At 57.9% G+C, this 19,806-nt stretch carries 15 protein-coding genes and 5 pseudogenes; 13 read left to right on the top strand and 7 right to left on the bottom strand.

The features are described 5' to 3' along the window. Positions 1-125 precede the first annotated feature (125 nt). The 8 genes and pseudogenes from ftsB to rpoS all read left to right on the top strand — a co-directional run bounded on the left by ftsB (position 126) and on the right by rpoS (position 6,619). Positions 126-443 (top strand): cell division protein FtsB, encoded by a 318-nt coding sequence (ftsB, locus tag JZM24_RS09550; RefSeq protein ID WP_215669474.1) that lies wholly within the window; start codon positions 126-128, stop codon positions 441-443. Continuing rightward, positions 443-1,162 (top strand): 2-C-methyl-D-erythritol 4-phosphate cytidylyltransferase, encoded by a 720-nt coding sequence (ispD, locus tag JZM24_RS09545; RefSeq protein ID WP_215669473.1) that lies wholly within the window; start codon positions 443-445, stop codon positions 1,160-1,162. Before ftsB ends, ispD begins: the two co-directional genes overlap by 1 nt. Further along, positions 1,163-1,639: a 2-C-methyl-D-erythritol 2,4-cyclodiphosphate synthase gene (gene ispF, locus JZM24_RS09540; RefSeq protein WP_215669472.1), complete on the top strand. Its 477-nt coding sequence runs from the start codon at positions 1,163-1,165 to the stop codon at positions 1,637-1,639. Between the two features lie 8 nt (positions 1,640-1,647). After that, positions 1,648-2,685 (top strand): tRNA pseudouridine(13) synthase TruD, encoded by a 1,038-nt coding sequence (truD, locus tag JZM24_RS09535; RefSeq protein ID WP_215670087.1) that lies wholly within the window; start codon positions 1,648-1,650, stop codon positions 2,683-2,685. Positions 2,686-2,939: 254 nt separating this feature from the next. Then, positions 2,940-3,664 (top strand): annotated as a pseudogene (gene surE, locus JZM24_RS09530) (5'/3'-nucleotidase SurE). After that, positions 3,658-4,284 (top strand): protein-L-isoaspartate(D-aspartate) O-methyltransferase, encoded by a 627-nt coding sequence (locus JZM24_RS09525; RefSeq protein WP_215669471.1) that lies wholly within the window; start codon positions 3,658-3,660, stop codon positions 4,282-4,284. Before surE ends, JZM24_RS09525 begins: the two are co-directional and overlap by 7 nt. A 199-nt stretch (positions 4,285-4,483) precedes the next feature. Then, a complete protein-coding gene (gene nlpD, locus JZM24_RS09520; protein WP_215669470.1) occupies positions 4,484-5,578 on the top strand; it encodes a murein hydrolase activator NlpD in 1,095 nt (364 codons plus the stop codon). Between the two features lie 51 nt (positions 5,579-5,629). Next, the gene (gene rpoS, locus JZM24_RS09515; RefSeq protein WP_215669469.1) at positions 5,630-6,619 is read left to right on the top strand and encodes an RNA polymerase sigma factor RpoS; all 990 of its coding nucleotides are present in this window, start codon (positions 5,630-5,632) and stop codon (positions 6,617-6,619) included. 120 nt (positions 6,620-6,739) lie between these two features. On the opposite strand, the gene mutS is transcribed toward rpoS, so the two are convergent. Together mutS and JZM24_RS09505 are read right to left on the bottom strand one after the other, a co-directional pair. Next, the gene (gene mutS, locus JZM24_RS09510) at positions 6,740-9,304 is read right to left on the bottom strand and encodes a DNA mismatch repair protein MutS (protein ID WP_215670085.1); all 2,565 of its coding nucleotides are present in this window, start codon (positions 9,302-9,304) and stop codon (positions 6,740-6,742) included. A 193-nt stretch (positions 9,305-9,497) separates the two neighbouring features. Then, positions 9,498-10,511: pseudogene (locus JZM24_RS09505) on the bottom strand (LacI family DNA-binding transcriptional regulator). 192 nt (positions 10,512-10,703) lie between these two features. Between JZM24_RS09505 and JZM24_RS09500 the strand changes: the two are divergent. The 5 genes and pseudogenes from JZM24_RS09500 (at position 10,704) to JZM24_RS09480 (ending at position 14,881) form a co-directional block, all read left to right on the top strand. Further along, positions 10,704-12,443, top strand: a pseudogene (locus tag JZM24_RS09500) (class I mannose-6-phosphate isomerase). A 3-nt stretch (positions 12,444-12,446) separates the two neighbouring features. Next, a complete protein-coding gene (locus JZM24_RS09495; protein ID WP_215669468.1) occupies positions 12,447-12,875 on the top strand; it encodes a PTS sugar transporter subunit IIA in 429 nt (142 codons plus the stop codon). Positions 12,876-12,884: 9 nt separating this feature from the next. Beyond that, entirely contained in the window at positions 12,885-13,376 is a 492-nt protein-coding gene (locus JZM24_RS09490; protein ID WP_215669467.1) for a PTS sugar transporter subunit IIB, read from the top strand. Positions 13,377-13,386: 10 nt separating this feature from the next. Next, positions 13,387-14,181, top strand: coding sequence for a PTS mannose/fructose/sorbose/N-acetylgalactosamine transporter subunit IIC (locus tag JZM24_RS09485; RefSeq protein ID WP_215669466.1), 795 nt, complete (start codon positions 13,387-13,389; stop codon positions 14,179-14,181). Then, positions 14,181-14,881, top strand: a pseudogene (locus tag JZM24_RS09480) (PTS system mannose/fructose/sorbose family transporter subunit IID). Before JZM24_RS09485 ends, JZM24_RS09480 begins: the two are co-directional and overlap by 1 nt. A 162-nt stretch (positions 14,882-15,043) precedes the next feature. On the opposite strand, the gene JZM24_RS09475 reads toward JZM24_RS09480, so the two are convergent. From JZM24_RS09475 to JZM24_RS09455, 5 genes and pseudogenes are all read right to left on the bottom strand, one after another. After that, positions 15,044-15,562, bottom strand: a complete 519-nt coding sequence (locus JZM24_RS09475) for a hypothetical protein (RefSeq protein ID WP_246579926.1) — start codon at positions 15,560-15,562, stop codon at positions 15,044-15,046. A gap of 682 nt (positions 15,563-16,244) precedes the next feature. Next, positions 16,245-16,718, bottom strand: a complete 474-nt coding sequence (locus JZM24_RS09470; protein ID WP_215669465.1) for a TlpA family protein disulfide reductase — start codon at positions 16,716-16,718, stop codon at positions 16,245-16,247. Then, positions 16,705-17,400 (bottom strand): ABC transporter ATP-binding protein, encoded by a 696-nt coding sequence (locus tag JZM24_RS09465; protein WP_215669464.1) that lies wholly within the window; start codon positions 17,398-17,400, stop codon positions 16,705-16,707. The genes JZM24_RS09470 and JZM24_RS09465 overlap by 14 nt, the downstream gene beginning before the upstream one ends. A gap of 2 nt (positions 17,401-17,402) precedes the next feature. Further along, positions 17,403-18,533: pseudogene (locus JZM24_RS09460) on the bottom strand (ABC transporter permease). Further along, a complete protein-coding gene (locus JZM24_RS09455) occupies positions 18,523-19,806 on the bottom strand; it encodes an ABC transporter permease (RefSeq protein ID WP_215669463.1) in 1,284 nt (427 codons plus the stop codon). The pseudogene JZM24_RS09460 and the gene JZM24_RS09455 overlap by 11 nt, the downstream one beginning before the upstream one ends.

Genomic DNA, 19,806 nt, shown 5'->3' with positions numbered 1-19,806 from the left:
GTAAAAAAATCGGTAAAAAAGCCCCTGAACCGCCAGTTTTTGGCGCAAACGCCGCGGTATTTGCCGGCTGGAGTGGAGTCCGGTCGCAAGTTATGGGATGATTATGCCGTCATTCAGGGGGCGGGATGGGAAAACTTACGCTGCTGTTAATAATATTGCTTGGCTGGCTGCAATATTCGCTTTGGCTGGGTAAAAACGGCGTGCACGATTTGGTGCGCGTCGAGAGCGATGTTGCGGCGCAACAAAGCAATAATGCGCAGCTCAAAGCGCGCAACGATCAGCTGTTTGCGGAAATTGATGATTTGAACGGCGGCCAGGAAGCCATCGAGGAACGATCACGCAACGAGCTTGGCATGATAAAGCCGGGAGAGACCTTCTATCGCCTGGTGCCGGAGCAGGCGAAACGGCAGCCGGCGGCGCCCGCGAACCAAGACAACCAATAATGACCTCAATAGCAGGGCAGTTCCCTGACGTTATCGCCATACTGCCGGCGGCCGGAATTGGCAGCCGCATGCAGACCCCCTTGCCCAAACAATATCTCACCATCGGTGATAAAACGCTGCTGGAGCACGCCCTTGATGCGCTGCTGCGTCATCCCTGCGTTCGCGAGGCCGTGGTGGCGATAAGCCCGGACGACCGCTGGTACCACCAGTTACCGGTCGCCGCCGACCCGCTGGTGCGTGTCGTCACCGGCGGCATGGCGCGCGCCGACTCGGTCATGGCCGCGCTGCGCCGCACGCGGTCGGCATCATGGGTGCTGGTACACGATGCCGCGCGCCCCTGCCTGCACCAGGACGATCTGTGCCGCCTGCTGGCGATAACGGCCCATACCGAGGTGGGCGGGCTCCTGGCGACGCCGGTGCGCGACACCATGAAACGCGCCCACGCCGGCGCGGGCATTGTCGCCACCACCGTCGAGCGCGAGGGTTTGTGGCACGCATTGACGCCGCAGCTGTTCGCGCGCGACCTGCTGATAACCTGCCTTGAGCGGGCGCTGGCGGAAGGCGCGGCCGTTAACGATGAGGCCTCGGCGCTGGAGTATTGCGGTTATGCGCCGCTGCTGGTACCGGGGCGCGCGGACAACATTAAAGTGACCCGCCCGGAGGATTTGGCGCTGGCCCGCTTCTTTTTTTCTCAATTGGCTACTACGGAGAGCGCGTAAATGCGTATCGGACACGGTTTCGACGTGCACAAGTTTGGCGGTGACGGCCCGCTTATCATCGGCGGCGTGCGTATCCCTTATCCGCAGGGCCTGCTGGCACATTCCGATGGCGACGTCGCGCTGCACGCCGCCACCGAAGCCCTGCTGGGTGCCGCCGCGCTGGGTGATATCGGCAAATTGTTCCCGGATACCGATCCGGCCTTCAAAGGGGCCGACAGCCGCGCGCTGTTACGCGAAGCCTGGCGGCGGATTGCGGCCAAGGGGTACCGTCTGGGCAATTTGGATATCACCCTTATCGCCCAGGCGCCAAAGATGGCGCCGCATATTCCGCAGATGCGCGTGAATATCGCCGAAGATCTCGGCTGCCACGTGGATGATGTCAACGTCAAGGCCACCACCACCGAACAGTTAGGCTTTACCGGCCGCGGCGAGGGCATTGCCTGCGAGGCGGTAGCGCTGCTGGTCAGGACCTCATGACCGACGATCTGGACTATCATCAACTGCACTGGTTGCAAGGCAAACCGGCAGCGACCGGGATTATTAAAGCCGGGGCGGCGGATTTTCAGGTATGTGAAGAGCTTGGCTTCGAGCCCGACGGCGAAGGCGAACATGAGCTGGTGCGGTTGCGCAAAACCGGCTGCAACACGCCGTATGTTGCCGAGGCGCTGGCGGCCTTCGCCGGTATTCCCGCCCGCGCGGTCAGCTACGCCGGGCTGAAAGATCGCCACGCCATTACCGAGCAGTGGTTTTGCCTGCATCTGCCCGGGAAAAGCAGTCCTGACTTCGCTGCCTTCCAGCTTACGGGCTGCGAGATCCTCGCCACCGCACGCCATCGGCGCAAGCTGCGCATTGGCACCCTCAAGGGCAATGCTTTCACCATGACGCTGCGTGAGATAAGCGATCGCGCGGAGGTGGAGGCGCGATTGCACCGCCTTGGTCAGCAAGGCGTACCGAATTATTTCGGTCATCAGCGGTTTGGTCATCAGGGCAACAATTTGACGCTGGCGCAGCGGTGGGCCAATGACGAACTGCGCATCAAAGATCGCGGCAAGCGCAGCTTTGCACTTTCCGCCGCCCGCAGCGCGCTGTTCAATAGCGTGGTCAGCCAGCGTCTGGCGCAATTAGTAGGGCCGGCGCGCGTGCTAGACGGCGACGCCCTGCAGTTAACCGGCCGCGGCAGCTGGTTTGTCGCAAGCCCGGCAGAGCTGCCGGTGCTGACCGACCGGCTGACGGCGGGGGAACTTTCACTGACGGCGCCGTTGCCGGGGGGGGGCGCGTTAGGTTCCCATGCAGCGGCGGCGGCGTTTGAATACGCCTGTCTGGCAACGCAGCCGGCGATCGGACGTCTGACGCCGGCGCGCCGCGCCCTGCTGCTGCGGCCGGAGGCGTTATGCTGGCATTGGCCAGACGACGCGACGCTGACGCTTTCCTTCAGCCTGCCTGCAGGCAGTTATGCTACGGCGGTAGTGCGTGAACTGCTGGATGCCGCCGCCGATATTGCCCACTATCCCGCCCGTGCTTAAACGAAACCTTTCAGCTGCAGTATGACGGCGGCGGTCAGCCCGCCGTTACGCCGCCCCCCGTTGCGCGGTGGCTAAATTTGCCTCATCCGCTGCATTGTCGGCTTCACCACGGTGACGTTTCATGCCATTATTGCTGTCTATTTCCGCCCTGATTGTGCGCCGGTGTCCCTGACCGGCGGCGGTTTAGGCCGGTTTTACCTTTCACCACAGGGCGGCGTGGTGCGGGAGAATCTCTTATAAACTCAAACAAGACTATGCGCATACTTTTAAGCAATGATGATGGCATTCATGCGCCCGGCATTCAGCAGCTGGCGGAAGCATTACGCACGCTGGCTTGCGTACAGATCGTGGCGCCGGACCGCGACCGCAGCGCAGCCAAACCCAGCCCAATGGCGATATTACCATCCTCTCCGGCACCCCCACCGACTGCGTCTATCTCGGCGTCAATGCCCTGATGCGTCCCGGACCGGATATTGTGGTATCCGGCATCAACGCCGGGCCGAATTTGGGCGACGACGTTATTTACTCCGGCACCGTCGCCGCCGCGATGGAAGGACGCCATCTGGGTTATCCGGCGCTGGCGGTGTCATTGAACGGCACCCGCCATTTCGCCACCGCCGCCGCCGTCACTTGCCGCCTGCTGCGCGCGCTGACCAGCACGCCGCTGCGCACCGGCAAAATTCTTAACGTCAATGTTCCCGACCTGCCGCTGTCGTCCCTCAAGGGGTACAAAGTCACCCGCTGCGACAGCCGGCATCCCGCCAGCGAGGTTATCCGCCAAACCGATCCGCGCGGCCGGGAAATGCTGTGGATCGGGCCGCCGGCCGGCTCTTTCGATGAGGGGCCCGGCACCGATTTCGACGCCGTCAACCGCGGTTATGTCTCCTTGACGCCGCTGCAGGTTGATCTGACCGCCACCGCCGAACTGCCCGTACTGAGCGACTGGCTCGACAATACGGAGGGGCTCGGCCCATGGTAGACGGACGCACGCAGACGTTGCTGGCGCAGCTGCGCCAGCAGGGCATCCGCGATGAACGCCTGCTGCAGGCCATGGAATCGGTGCCGCGCGAACGTTTTATCGACGAGGCTTTTGAGCATAAAGCCTATGATAATACCGCGCTGCCCATCGGCCTCGGGCAGACCATTTCCCAACCTTACATCGTAGCGCGAATGACCGAACTGCTGGCGCTGCAGCCGGCATCGAGAGTGTTGGAAATCGGCACCGGCTCAGGCTATCAAACCGCCATTCTGGCGCATCTGGTGAAGCATGTCTGCTCGGTGGAGCGGATCAAAAAGCTGCAATGGCAGGCCAAGCGCCGGCTAAAACTGCTCGATCTGCATAATATTTCCACCCGCCACGGCGACGGCTGGCAGGGCTGGCCGTCGCGCGGGCCGTTTGACGCCATTATCGTCACGGCGGCGGCGCCAGAAATTCCCCAGGCGCTGATGGCGCAACTGGATGAGGGCGGCGTAATGGTGTTGCCGGTCGGCGAGGAACAGCAGCATTTGACGCGGGTACGGCGCAAAGGTGTGGAGTTCATGGTGGAGACGGTAGAAGCGGTCCGCTTCGTTTCATTGGTGAAAGGCGAACTGGCATGATGCTCAAATTTCTATACAAGTGTTTAATGGCGCAGGCGACCGGTTGTTGCTAGCATTAACGGCAGTATAATTATTATCTCAGAAATAGCTGAAAATGCTGTTGTTACTGGGACAGTAAGCCATAAAAGGATGTATAACACATAATGTCTGGCCTATTTGGAATGATGACTGGCGTTGCTGCCATAGGGGAGAATTGAGCATGGGAAGCCCGAAGAGCGCGTTGCGCCGCGTTGCGGTCTGTGCCATGGCGAGTATCTGGCTGGCGGGGTGCGCTAACAATGAATCCAGCGCACCGATAAGCAGCGTGGGCAGCGGTTACGGCGGCGGCAATGCCACCACCGTCGAGCACGCGCCACAGCTCAGTCAGCCGCGCTCCGTGGTCAGCGGCGGCGAGCAGGGCCAGGTAAATGTCTCTCCGCAAGGGAATATTGTTTACAACAGGAGCTATGACAATATTCATAAAGGTTCCTATTCCGGTGCGACATACCAGGTAAAACGCGGCGATACGCTGTTCTATATCGCCTGGATTACCGGAAACGATTACCGGGATCTGGCGCAACGGAACAATCTACCGGAACCTTACAGCCTGAACGTAGGTCAGACGTTGCAGGTAGGTAACGGAACGGTACCGATTACCGGCAATGCGCCGGTGGGAACCGTTCTGGCGTCCAACGCCAATCAGAGCAATACCGGCGTCGTGGTCGCACCCGTTCCTACCACGAATACACAATTGACAGAATCAAGAGTTGATTCTAATAAAAACAATGGTTATCCTGAAAGTTCAAGTAAACAGAGTGTAGGGAAAATGTTGCCATCGTCCAATGGCAAAATGTTACCTACCACCGGCACCGTTGTTACCACCACCGCGCCGGTCACAGCACCCAGCACGGCACCAGCCGCCACGGCGTCTGTCTGCACGGCAATCACCAGTTGGCGTTGGCCGACGGATGGGAAGATCATTGACAACTTTTCCGCCGCGGAAGGCGGTAACAAAGGGGTTGATATCTCCGGTTCCCGAGGACAGCCGATTTTGGCGACCGCCAGCGGCAGAGTGGTTTATGCCGGCAATGCCTTGCGAGGATACGGAAATCTTATCATCATCAAACACAATGATGATTACTTGAGCGCCTACGCCCACAACGATACGATGCTGGTCCGAGAACAACAAGAAGTCAGGGCGGGGCAAAAAATCGCTACCATGGGTAGCACCGGAACCAGCACAACCAGATTGCATTTTGAAATTCGTTACAAGGGGAAATCCGTAAACCCGCTGCGTTATCTTCCGCAGCGATAAATTGGCGGAATGTCACGACGTTCTGTCCTGGGATCACGGGTAGGAGCCACTATGAGCCAAAATACGCTGAAAGTTAACGAGTTACATGAAGAGGCCGAATTCGATGAGAATGGGGATGAAACATTTGACGAGAAGACGCTAGTCGATGAGCCTGCTGATAATGATTTAGCCGAAGAAGAGCTGCTGTCTCAGGGAGCAAGCCAGCGTGTTCTGGACGCCACGCAGCTCTATCTGGGCGAGATCGGCTATTCCCCGCTGCTGACCGCAGAAGAAGAGGTCTATTTTGCACGGCGCGCACTTCGGGGTGATATTGCATCACGATGCCGGATGATTGAAAGTAACCTGCGTCTGGTGGTGAAAATTGCCCGTCGTTACAGTAACCGTGGACTGGCGTTACTGGATTTAATCGAGGAAGGTAACCTCGGTCTGATTCGCGCGGTAGAAAAATTTGACCCGGAAAGAGGGTTCCGTTTCTCTACTTACGCCACCTGGTGGATTCGCCAGACGATTGAACGGGCCATCATGAACCAAACCCGTACCATTCGCTTGCCTATCCATATCGTCAAAGAGCTGAACGTTTATCTTCGCACCGCGCGTGAACTGTCGCATAAACTGGACCATGAGCCGAGCGCGGAAGAAATTGCCGAGCAGCTGGACAAGCCCGTGGAAGACGTCAGCCTTATGCTGCGTTTGAACGAGCGTATCACGTCGGTGGACACGCCGCTGGGCGGTGATTCCGAGAAGGCGCTGCTGGACATTCTGTCCGATGAAAAAGACAGCGGCCCGGAAGATACCACGCAGGACGATGACATGAAGCAAAGCATCGTCAAATGGCTGTTCGAGCTGAATGCCAAACAGCGTGAAGTGCTGGCCAGACGTTTCGGTTTGCTGGGTTATGAAGCCGCGACGCTTGAAGATGTGGGCCGTGAAATCGGTCTGACCCGCGAACGCGTGCGTCAGATTCAGGTGGAAGGGTTGCGTCGTCTGCGGGAGATCCTGCAGGGTCAGTGCCTGAGCATTGAGGCGCTGTTCCGCGAATAAACATACACTTGGCGCCGGTCAGGCGCCATGCAAGGCCCGTCGGCGTTACTCGCGCCGGAGACGCCCCTCAAAACGGTGAGGTTGCCCTCACCGTTTTTTTGTGCCTGCCTCTTTACGGGCTTATAGCATTTTCTTCAGCCGATACAGCCACTCCAGCGCCTGGCGCGGCGACAGGCTGTCAGGATCCAGGTTTTCCAGCGCCTCGACCGCCGGCGCCACGGGCTGCTTCTCCGGTTGCAGCAGCGACAGCTGGGAGCCGTCCACGCTGCCTGCCGCCGCGCCGCTAGACAGCGTTTCCAGCTCCCGGAGCTTCTGGCGCGCGCGTTTGATAACCTCGCGCGGCACCCCCGCCAGCGCCGCCACCGACAGGCCGTAACTTTTGCTGGCGGCGCCATCTTGCACGCTGTGCATGAAAGCGATGGTGTCGCCATGCTCTACCGCGTCCAGGTGCACGTTAACCACACCCTCCATTTTTTCCGGCAGGGTGGTCAGCTCGAAGTAATGGGTAGCAAACAAGGTCATGGCCTTGATGTGGCCTGCCAGACTCTCCGCACAGGCCCAGGCCAGCGACAAACCATCATAAGTCGACGTGCCGCGGCCGATTTCATCCATCAGCACCAGGCTCTGGCGCGTGGCATTATGCAAAATATTGGCGGTTTCGGTCATCTCCACCATAAAGGTGGAGCGGCCGTAGGCCAGATCATCGGCGGCGCCGACGCGGGTAAAAATGCGATCCACGGGCCCGATAGTGGCCTCATCGGCCGGGACAAAACTGCCGATATAGGCCAGCAGCACAATCAAGGCGGTTTGGCGCATGTAGGTGCTCTTGCCGCCCATGTTCGGACCGGTGATGATCAACATGCGCCGCGCATCGGACAACATGAGTGGGTTGGCGATAAAGGGTTCGCTTAACACGTTCTCCACGACAGGATGGCGGCCGCCGCTAATGTGGATACCCGGACGGGCGTCGATCGTCGGGCAGACATAGCGCAGCGTTTCCGCGCGCTCGGCCAGATTGCTTAATACATCAAGCTCCGCCAGCGCGGCGGCGCTCTGCTGCAACGCCGCCAAATGGGGCAACAGCAGGTCGAACAGCTCATCGTACAGCGCTTTTTCCAGCGCCAGCGCCTTGCTTTTCGAGGTCAGCACTTTGTCTTCGTATTCTTTCAGTTCGGGAATAATGTAGCGTTCAGCGTTTTTCAGCGTTTGCCGCCGCACATAGTGGATTGGCGCCAGGTGGCTTTGGCCGCGGCTCAGCTGAATAAAATAGCCGTGTACGGCGTTGAAACCCACTTTTAGCGTCTCCAGCCCGGTTTTCTCCCGCTCGCGCAATTCCAGCCGATCAAGATAATCGGTTGCCCCCGCCGCCAGGCCGCGCCACTCATCCAGCTCGGCATGGTAACCCGGAGCGATCACGCCGCCGTCGCGCACCAGCACCGGCGGCGCCTCGATAATGGCCCGCGCCAGCAAATCGCGCAGCGTCTCGAATTCACCGACCCGCTCCAGCAACTGCGGCAGATACGGCTCCGATTGGCCGCAGAGAAGTGCTTGAATGGCCGGCAACTGCGTAAAAGCATGACGCATGCGCGTCAGATCGCGCGGGCGCGCCGACCGCAGCGCCAGCCGCGCCAGCACCCGCTCCAAATCCCCGATCTGACGCAGTAGCGGCTGCAATTCCGCCACCTGATCCTGCAGCGCGCGAATGCTTTGCTGACGGTGGCTGAGGGTGGTGAAATCCCGGGTGGGCATGTGCAGCCAGCGTTTCAGCATGCGGCTGCCCATGGGCGTCACCGTGCGGTCTAACACCTCCGCCAGGGTATTTTCGCCGCCGCCGCTAAGATTTTGCGTCAGCTCCAGATTACGCCGCGTCGCGGCATCCATCACGATACCGTCTTGTTGTCGCTCTAGGGTGATGGAGCGAATGTGCGGCAGCGAGGTGCGCTGGGTGTCTTTGGCGTATTGCAACAGACAGCCGGCGGCACGCATGGCCAACTGCGCCCGCGCAATGCCAAAACCGGTTAAATCGCGGGTGGCGAACTGCATAGTGAGCTGCTGGCGGGCGGTATCGAGCTCAAACTCCCACAGCGGCCGGCGGCGCAGGCCGCGGCGGTGCTCGATAAGCGCCATATCCTGCAGCGTTTCGGGGTAAAGCAGCTCCGCCGGGTTGGTACGCTGTAGTTCCGCAGCCATGGCCTCGCGATCTGCGGGTTCTGAGACCAGGAAACGGCCCGAAGTGATATCAAGCGTAGCGTATCCGAAGCCCTGCGGCGCCTGCCAGAGGGCGGCCAGCAGGTTATCCTGGCGTTCATTCAGTAACGCTTCATCGCTCAGGGTACCGGGCGTAACAATGCGGACCACCCTGCGCTCCACCGGCCCTTTCGTCGTGGCAGGATCGCCAATCTGTTCGCAGATGGCGACCGACTCCCCCAGCGCCACCAGCTTGGCCAGATAGTTCTCTACCGCGTGATAGGGCACCCCGGCCATGGGAATCGGCTCGCCGGCGGAAGCGCCGCGTTTGGTAAGGGAGATGTCCATCAGCTGCGACGCGCGTTTGGCATCATCGTAGAAAAGCTCGTAAAAATCCCCCATGCGGTAGAACAGCAGGATATCCGGGTGCTGCGCCTTCAGCTTCAGGTACTGATGCATCATGGGGGTGTGTGAATCCAGGTTTTTGGTGTCAATCATCGACATAATGTGGTTATTCCATTGAATATAAAGTAAATTGTGATTTTAGTTATTCTCATTATGTACCACATTGTCTCATAAAAATTCATTAAAACACGCCGCTAAGTGTGAAGCATGGAAAAGCTGTTTAAAACGCGGAAATGACCGCACTGCATAGCGACCTCATGACACGACAAGCCTGAATTTCCAAGCCTTATCGCGACCTGCCGCCGCAGGACTCGCGTATCACCAGCGCCGGGGGTAAAATAATGCGTTTTGGCGGCTCATCGTTGCCCTGAATACGGCTATAAAGCAACTCGCCCGCTTTTCGGCCTATCTCTTTCGCCGCCACGGATATCGTCGTCAGCGCTGGCTGCACCAGCGAAGCTTCAGTAATATCATCAAAACCGACCAGCGCGAAGTCTTTACCCGGGGTTCGTCCTGCCTTACGCAGCGTTTGCATGACGCCAAGGGCGACGATGTCCTGATAACATACCGCTGCCGTTATCTGCGGGAAGCGCCGGAACAACGCTTCAGAGACGCGGCTACCTTCGCTTTGGCTTGCCTGCGACGTCACGATCCACTCGCTTTCGGGCTGAATATTATTTTCCAGCAACTTGCTGGTATAACCGCCAATACGCTGGGCGCGGCTGGTAGAGCCGTGGCTGCCGCCGATAAAAGCGATATGACGGTGCCCCAGGCGCAGCAAATGCTGAGTGGCAAGCTGGGTGCCAAGAAAGTTATCAGTACCGACAAAATCGAAATCCACATCGTCGAACGGCCTCACCACCATAATCGCAGGGATGTTGCGCCGTTTAAGCGCTTAAAAAAACAGCGGTGACGTTTCTCTTGCCGCGCAAAGCAGCATCCCGCAAGCGTTGTTGCGCATAAGCGAGTCGACAAACTTCTGCTGCCGCTCACCGGACTCTTCGCTGTTCGCTAAAAACAGCAGCAAATCATGCCGTTCCATCTCGTGGCTCAACCCGGCGGTCATCTCGCCATAAAAGGGGTTGGTAATATCGTGTAGCAACAGACCGACCTGGTTACTGGTGCGGTTGCGCAAGTTGGCGGCGGTCTGATTATAAACATACCCCATCTCGTCGAGGATATGGAGAACCCGCTGTCGCGTTTCGTAAGAAATGCGTCCGCGGTTACGCAACACCATTGACACCGTTGCGGTTGATACGCCGGCCCGTTTAGCCACCTGCGCCAGAGTCATGGAAGTCATCTGCTTTCCTTAAAAAAAGAAATCTGCGCTTCAGATTAATCGAATAACCTAATAATTGCATCTCACCCTGTGATGTTAATCACAATAAAACAGCAAAAAAGCCGCCAAATATGGAAAAAGGCGGGTTAATCATGTTTACCAGGCTGCTTATTTAAGGTTAATCTAAAAATAAGCCATCACACGGAGCTTTATATGAAGCACGCAGGGTATGACAAGTTTCCCGAAGTCCGCATCAGGGGATGTGACGATCGGGCATGGTGCGGCTGGCCGGCTATTCAGCAGACCATAAAGGCTCGGCTGCCAAAGGGGCATAAAACCGCCTTGGTGATTGATTGTTATCCTGGTGTTCGCCTGGACGAGCTTCATAAGCAGCTCATTTCCTCTCTGAACCCGGCGCAGTGGATTAATGCCGAAGACGCACGTCACGACGAAGAGCAATTGCATGACCTCCTCGCCGGCAACCTGACGGACGATCGCGTCTTCGGCGTACTTTCCTGCCCACGCCCTGAGTGATTTTTTTTGCGATGATAAACTGGCGACCCTCCGGCGTGAAGTCGAACAGGCCAGTGGGTTAACGGTGGTTTATGGGTCGGGCGCGTCGCTGATACACCACGGCGACATCCTGGTTTACGCCGACCTGGCGCGCTGGGAAATCCAGCAGCGCTTTCGCAGCGGCGAATTGGGTAACTGTGGCGTGAACAATCAGCAGGAAGATATTCTACGCCGTTACAAGCGCGCCTTCTTCATCGAGTGGCGGGTGTTTGACCGCCACAAAACACCGCTGCTTAAACGCGCGGACTTTTTGTTGGATACCAACCAGCAAGCGTCCCCGGCGCTGATTAGCGGTGACGCGCTGCGTGATGCACTGCGGCAAACTACCCGGCAGCCGTTTCGCGTCGTGCCGTTTTTCGACCCCGGCGTGTGGGGGGCCAATGGATGAGGGACACGTTCAGTCTCGATCGCTCGAGGCCAAATTACGCCTGGTGTTTTGACTGTGTGCCTGAGGAGAACAGCTTGATACTGCGAGTGGGTGACGTACGAGTCGAGATCCCGGCGCAGGATTTGGTGCTGCTTTACCCCCTCCCGCTACTGGGCGAAAAGGTTCATGCCCGCTTTGGCGAGGAATTCCCCATCCGCTTTGACTTCCTGGATACCATTGGCGGCCAGAATCTCAGCTTCCAGGTTCACCCTGTGACGGAATACATTCAACAACACTTCGGTATGCACTACACCCAGGACGAAAGCTATTACCTGTTGGAAACCGAACCCGGCGCGGAAGTTTACCTGGGTACCAAAAACGCTATCGACCCGGGCGAGATGCTGGACGATTGGGCGCGCGCCCAGCGCGGTGAGAAATCGTTTGATGACGAAAAATTTGTTAACCGCTTCCCGGCCCGTAAGCATGATCACTTCTTGATCCCGGCGGGTACCGTTCACTGCGCCGGTGCGATGGTGCTGGAAATCAGCGCCACGCCGTACATTTTCACCTTCAAACTGTGGGACTGGGGCCGCCTTGGGCTGGATGGCCTGCCGCGACCGGTACACCTTGAACACGGCGCTCAGGTGATTGACTGGCAGCGGGACACCGAGTGGGTTAGCGAGCATCTGGTTAACCATTTTGAACCGATTGCCGAGGGCGACGGCTGGCGCGAAGAGCGCACCGGCCTGCACGAGCGTGAATTTATTGAAACCCGACGCCACTGGTTTAACAAACCGGTCATCCATTATACCCACGGCGGCGTAAACGTACTCAACCTGGTAGAAGGCGTAAGTGCGGTGGTAGACAGCCCGAGCCACGCCTTTGACCCCTTTGTAGTGCATTATGCCGAGACCTTTATTGTTACGGCGGCGGTCGGAGAGTACCGCATTTCACCTTGTGGCGACAGCGATGGGCAACAGCTCGCCAACATGAAAGCTTGGGTAAGGGGATAAATCATGATTAATGTCATGCTTGCGACGCACGGTCAGCTGGCGGAGGGGCTGCTTGAGAGTGCTCGTATGGTCTACGGCGAGCTAACGCACGTTTTCCCGGTCACTCTCAGCGACACTAAAGGCATCAGCGCCTTTCGCGAGGAGTTTGCCGCCGTACTTCATCTCGCCGCGAAAGACGCTGACGGTGTGCTGGTGCTGTGCGATCTGCAAAGCGGCACGCCGTGGAACGTTGCCTGCCACCATGCATTTGATCCTGAAACCACACCGCCCATGGCGGTGCTGGGCGGCGTTAATTTCCCAATGTTGTTACTCAGCGCCGACCTGAACGCGTTGGCTGACGTTGAGCAGGCTGCCGCACAGTTGCTGGAGCAAGGCAAAGAGGCCGTGGTGCGGGCCCGCCTGGTGGAAACGCCGCAATCCGATGATTTTTAAGGGGGAGTGATGAGCATTTCTTTTGTACGTATTGACGACAGTGTGATCCACGGCCAACTGGTTACCCGCTGGGCCAAAGAACTGCCGTGCGACGGTATTGTCGCCATCGACGATGCGGTAGCCGCCGACCCGCTGCTCTCTTCGGTAATGAAAGGGGCGGTACAGGACACCAAAGTCTGGTTGTTCGACACCGCCACGGCGATTGAAAAGCTGCCGAAAATCATCGCCAGCGACAAACGCTACTTCGTGATTGGCAAATCGCCGATTACGCTACAACGCATTGAAGAAGCGGGCATCAGTCTGCAAAACGCGAACCGCAAGATTAACGTTGGACCAATGAGCGCCCGCGCCAATACCACTACTATCGGACCCAATCAAGCCGTCAGCGCAGACGAGGCGGCTTTTGACGACCTGATGCGGCGCGGCCATCTCATCGAGTTTCGTCTGTTACCGGATGCCAGCTACTACAGCTGGCAAGACGTCCGCCAAAAAATAAAATAAGGAGTCTGTTATGGCTTTTGAAGCAACATTAATTGGCATCCTCTGTTACCTTGGCGCGCTTAGCACCACATGGTTGCTCGGGCTTACCGGTGGCTGGTATCTGATAACCCGCCCGCTGGTATCAGGTATGCTGGTGGGGTTTATCTTGGGCGATGTGCAAACCGGGATTATCATCGGCGTAGCGGTGCAGGCGGTCTACATCGCGATGGTCACCCCCGGCGGCTCGATGCCGGCGGATCTTAACTTCGTCGCTTTCCCCGCTATCGCGCTGGGGATTTTGTCCCACAAAGGGCCGGAAGTCGCCGTCGCGCTGGCCGCCACTATCGGTATTGCCGGTACGGTGCTGTTTAACGCCATGCTGGTGCTTAACTCCTGGTGGAACCACCGCGCCGACGTGGCGCTGGAAAAAGGCGATGAACGCGGCATTTACCTCAACAGCGCTATCTGGCCCCAGGTCACTAACTTCTTGGTGCGTTTCATTCCCACCTTCATCGCCGTCTATTTTGGTGCTCAGTACATCAGCACCTTTATGGATAGCCTGCCGCACCTCGTACTGGCCACCATGAACGTGCTTGGCGGCATTCTACCGGCAGTGGGGATCGCAATTCTGCTAAATCAAATCATCAAAAACTACAGCATGCTGCTTTACTTCCTGGTGGGTTTTATCTGCATCGTGTTCTTGAAACTCAATATGGTGGCGCTGGTGATTGTCGGTGGGCTGCTGGCGTTGATTCACTACAACTACAAACCGGAACCGCAGACCGTAAGTGCGCTAAAACCGGACGATGATGAGGATGAATTCTGATGGAAGAACGTAACCTTACCCGCAGGGATATGCGCCGCTGCTGGCGCAGCTGGATGATGTATAACCTTTCCTCGATGAGCTTTGAACGCCTTGAATCCTTTGGCTTTTGTCTCAGCATGCTGTCAGTGGCGAAGAGGCTCTATCCCGATAGCCAGCGGCGAAAGGAGATGCTAAAGCGTCACGCCTCGTTCTACAACACCGAGCCGCAGCTGGGGGCCATCGTCAACGGCATGGTACTCGGGCTTGAAGAGAAGCGCGCTAACGGCGAGCCGATTGACGGGGAAACCATTAACACCCTAAAAGTCGGGCTGATGGGGCCCGTGGCCGGGATTGGCGACTCCATGATCCCGGGAATGCTGATCCCTATTTTGCTTAGCATTGGTATGGCGTTGGCGGCCGGCGGCAATATTCTCGGACCGCTGTTTTACGCCGTCTCCTGGCTGGCGATTATCCTGCCTGGTTCGTGGTTCTTGTTCCTGAAGGGCTACCGGATGGGGTCAACATCGGTTGAGATGCTGGTTAGCACTATATTCATCTGCAGCAAATGCTGGACGGCATTTTTCCCCAGCTGCTGCCGCTTATCGTGGTCATAGGCACGTGGTATTTAATGGCGAAACGCGGCCTGTCGCCGGTAAAAGCCATGTTGTTATTGTTGGTCTTGGCGGCGGCGGGCGTCGCCTGCGGATTATTTGCCGGCTAGCGTTGCCACGATAGCGCCAAGGACGGGCAGCGCAAGGGTGCAGGCCACCACGCTGCTCGGCCTGCAATATCGGACTTTTTCAAAGCGCTTTCATTCCCGTTTGGCAATACTGATGGTTGCCCGTCAGTCTGTTTTCCCTCAGACAAGCTGGCGAAGTGTCGCTTAAGGGCGCATCAGCGGTTCAATACCGACCCACTTTTTTGTCGGTTGATAGCAAAGCTTAAGGGGCGGTAGGGCGATTTTATGCCCCGCTACTGCCAATTCTCCTAAGTGAATCGTCCATTTTTCATTTGCACCTTTATTCCATGTTTTGAATACCACATAGACCGAACCATAATCGTCATTGTTGGAAATTCGCGGAACCCGGCGGTGCACCTCATCGCTGTTAATATCATAGGGTGAGGGCCGCGCATACTTCATCGTGCCACCCGGGAAGTCATAGGGGAATGCCTGCGTGCCGAGAAAGATCTCAGGTCTGGCATACTGACGCGAACCGTCGCCCATGTCGATATAGGCCTGACGGCTATCAAAGAGAATAGGAACAGCAGGCTCACCCTTTTGTCGGGCACGAGAAGGGCGCAAGCGATCTTTATTATAGGCAATCACTTGCACGTAAAACTCAGGAAGCGCTTCCGGCCCCTGCACTTTCGGCAGGGTAAAGCTCCCCCGCTTCTCGGTCATGACTAAGCCCGGAATATGATGGTCATAAAGATAGGTTTCCAGAATGAGCGTTTTTTTCCGTTGGGCGTCGTTACGTCAAAAAGATATTCGCTTTGGCACAGATCAATATAACCGGGGCGCTCACGCGGCCAAGGCACGCCAGCCGCTTAACATTCCCATCATGAGCGTAGCGATCCCTGTCCATTTACGGTATTGCGAAAACCACATAGAATACTTCCTGGTTCATTTTTTTCCTGTGATTTGAGTGTAATAATCCGAAATCATGTTTTCAAGTCAAGGGGCTATTCGACGTTATTGTTGCTATCGGGATATGTCATCACGCATCGGCTGAAGTACGCTTTTACGCGGCCAAATGCGCGCATGCGCAAAGGGAATTCTGCGAAGTGATAGGAGATAAGCATGGCAAAGCAGGGTAACATAATGCTCAAAAGGCGCTGCAAATGAAAACGGTGAGGGGCTGCCGGACGCGCTGGCGCATCATCGGGAATTGTGCAGGATCGTTGCGTGGTAGCACGTAAAATCACCCGAGGGGACTGCCTGGCATGAGCTGCGGGCGTTAGCGGTAGGGTGATGGCGTAAGCAGGCCCTTGCGGCATAAGCAGGGTGCCGCCGCGGCGTGGTCCAGCCCGTTCCACGCCGCTACAGACTGGCTTTAGGTTGCTCGCGAGAAAACCGTTGTGGTTTACTGGCGGGCCAGGCGGGTAAAGGTTTGCTGTAATTCCGGCAGCTTGCGCGCCCCTTGATGCATGTCGAGCACGCGACCCTGGCTGTCTATCAGCACTGAGGTGGTCGTGCCGATCACCTGATAGCGCTCTTGAGTAATCTTGAGGCTATCGCGCAGCACCGGGTAGGTGATGGCGTGTTTGGCCAGAAGCTCCTCAAGCGGCACCGACACGGGATCGGTGTTCACCGCCACCACCATCACTTTATCCCCCCATTGTTTGCTCAGGGCTTCCAGCGTGTCCATCTCGGCAAGGCAGCCGCCGCAGCCGGCCGACCAAAAGTTAAGATAGATGCTCTTGCCCCGCCAGCGCTCGAGGCTGGCCTGTTTACCCTGCAAATAGAATGCCGCCAGCGCCGGCGCGGTTTTACCTTGCGCCAGTTTTTCCTCTTTGCAGCCGCCAAGCAGCACCACCATTACCTTACGCCATTGCATGTTGGTTTTTCTCCTCGCCGATATATTTTCCGTGTTGCAGCCGCAGGATGCGGTCGGCAACATGCCCCAACGCCGGGTTATGCGTCACCAGTACAATGGTCCGCCCCTGCCGGTGCAGGTCTTGCAATAATTCCAGTACCTGCTGCTCGTTTTCTTCATCCAGGTTGCCGGTCGGCTCATCGGCAAAAATCACCGGCGGTTCATTAACCAGCGCCCGGGCGATACAGACGCGCTGCTGCTCGCCGCCGGAAAGCTGGCTGGGTAAATGGCCAACGCGATGGCCCAGACCCACCTGATCCAGCACTGCCCGGGCGGCGGGTTGGTCCACGACGCTATGATAATGTTGTGCCAGCATCACATTTTCCAGCGCGGTCAAAAACGGTATCAGATGGAATTGATGAAATACCAGGCCAATCTTCTGCGCCCGGAAACGTCGCCGTCCTTCCTCGTCCAGCGCCGCCGCGTCGGTGCCGTCAAGCAGAACCTGACCTTCGCTTACGGTATCAAGGCAGGTGAGGATGTTCATGAGCGTGGTTTTACCCGAGCCCGACGCGCCCATGACCGCTACAAACTCACCGCGCGCGATGTGCAGATTAATATCTTCCAGTGCGGTAACCTCACCGAATCGTTTGTACAAATGGCGCGTTTCAATCGCCATCTGGGGCAGGTGCATGACGGACATGGCTACTCTCCTTTAAGCACTTTCGCCGGCTCGACGCTGACCGCGCGCCGCACCGGAACAATGGCCGCGAGCACCGCGACCAGCAAAGACAATAACAGGGTGATGGGCAAGACCGGCAGCCGCAGGGAAATGGCGGAATTAAACACCGTCAGCCCCAGTAGCTGCGCCAGCAAATAGTCCAGCACCTAACCACTCACCACCGCCGCCAGCGCGATGATGCTCGTTTCCAGCAGGATCTGGCGGATAATATCGCCGTTGCTGGCGCCCAAGGCTTTTTGCAGCGCAAATTCCCGCGCGCGTTCGCTGACGATTGCCCTCAGCGTGATGTTCACGCATAGCGACGACAGCGCCAGAATGACGACCGATACCAGCCCCATCAAGCCTTTGATCTTGTCGAGTACCTGTCCTTCGGAGGCGGACACTTTACGTATCGGGCGAATATCGAGGCCGGGATAGTGCTGGGAAAGACGCCGGGCGTAGCTGTCCACCTGTCCCACATCATTGCTGACGCTCAACAAGCCGTGGCTGATTTTTCCCGGTTGGTTTAGCCACGCCTGTGCCACGTCCAGGCTCACGATCAGCATGTTATCCGTGGCGTCGCCCGCCTCCACAATCCCTTTCACCAGCAGTTTTTTGCGCGCCTGGTGATCTACAAGCGTCAAGCTATCGCCGGGCTTCAGATTGAGTCGCTCGGCGAGCTTGATACCCACCATCGCGTTGCGATCGTCAAAATTAACGCCGATCCAGTTGCCTGTGACCTGCCAATAAGGCACCAGTTTGGGCAGCGACTCGAACCATACGCCCACCATGACCACCTTTTCGAGCTCGGTACGCGCCATGCCGTAAAGCCACGGACTGGCGCCGTGAATCAGTCCGGCAGGCGCCTGTTCGATAATGATTTGCAAATCCTGCTGCGGCATATGGGTACCGTGCCCCGGGCCGAGGTAGAAATTGGCGCCGAAGGTGCGCAGCTCTTCGCTCATTTTGGTGTTGATGTCGAACCAGACGGCAGAGAGCGCGGTCACGATAGTCGCGCCCACCGTGAGGGCGACAAACACCACACCCACGCGCTGCAAACGCAGGCGTAATGCGCGCCAGACCAGCAACCAGAGCAGGTCGCGCTTAACGGCCATAAAGCACCTCAACAGGGTAAAGACGGGCGATGCGCCGGGCAGGGAACCAGGTGCCGATTAACGCGATCAGCACCGCGATAACCAAGACACAGGGCATCACTACCCAGGCAAAATTCAGCGGCGAGCCAAACAACATCAGGCCGATGACCTGCGCCAGCCACCAGCCGGCAAGGCAACCGACAGCGCCACCGAGTAAACCGCTGGTCGCGGCTTCGAGATAGAACAGCAGCAGAATTTGCCATGGTCGTGCGCCGAGCGCTTTCATCAACCCGATTTCCCGGGCGCGTTCCATGATGGCGCTGGTCATCAGCGAAGCGATACCCATGGCCGACGCGGCCAGCGCGGCCAACGTCACCACCGCCATCAGCAGTTGAATTTTATCTATAACCACCCCTTCCGATGCGGCGACCTGCCAGACCGGACGCACCTCCGCCCCGGAAATCGCCTCTTCCAGCTGGTGTGCAATAGAGGAAACATAGGCGGTGCAGTACCAAAGGTCATAGTCTTCGGCGTTAAGCGCGTCCAGGTTTTCCCGCGCCCGGCGTGATAATGCGTTTTCCGGTACCGTCAGGGCCGAAACGCGAATGGCCTGAATTTTTCCCGGCAGACCCAGTATCGACTGGACCACGCCGAGCGGAATCACCAGTTGGTTGTCTTCTTCGCCACCGCTGGACAGGATGCCGCTCACGATGACCTCACGCGTATTGCCCTCGACGCGCAGCGGGAGCTTATCGCCGACCTGCCAACCGGTACGACGGGCCAACGCCTGACCGACCAGGGTTTGCGGCAGCGCGCCCGCCGGCTCCCGAGGCCAGTCCCCCGTAACCTGCCAGAACGGGCTGACCGTGCGCTGGCCGGTCTGATACCCCTCTTCGTCGGGGATGTCCACCGGTTGACTGAAGAAGGTTCCCAGCACGCCGACATCGCGATCGCCCACCTGCACGTCGCCGCCCAGCATCGGTGCGAAGCCGACAATATTATTGCGCCAGAAGATATCTTTGATGTTGGGCAGTTCGGCTTCATCCAGAAAGTCCTGGCCCGACAGCGGGTTGGATTGTCCGCTGAACACGGCGGGCAGCACTGCCTGGCCGGCGGGTTCAATCAGAATGTTGGCGCCGTAAGATTTCAGCTCGCGCGACATCTTATCGCCAATATCGATAGACACCGCCAGCAGCGCCGAGATAAGGCTTGAAGCCAGTAAAACCGTCAACACCGCCAGCCCTTTGCGCCGTAAATGGTGCCCCCAGGACTGACGCAACATTCGCCATAACAT

The organism is Candidatus Sodalis endolongispinus (assembly GCF_018777395.1).
In the GTDB taxonomy this organism is placed as follows: Bacteria; Pseudomonadota; Gammaproteobacteria; order Enterobacterales; family Enterobacteriaceae; genus Sodalis_B; species Sodalis_B endolongispinus.
Note: the sequence above shows the minus strand (reverse complement) of the source record. Positions and strands in the feature narration are given on the sequence as shown.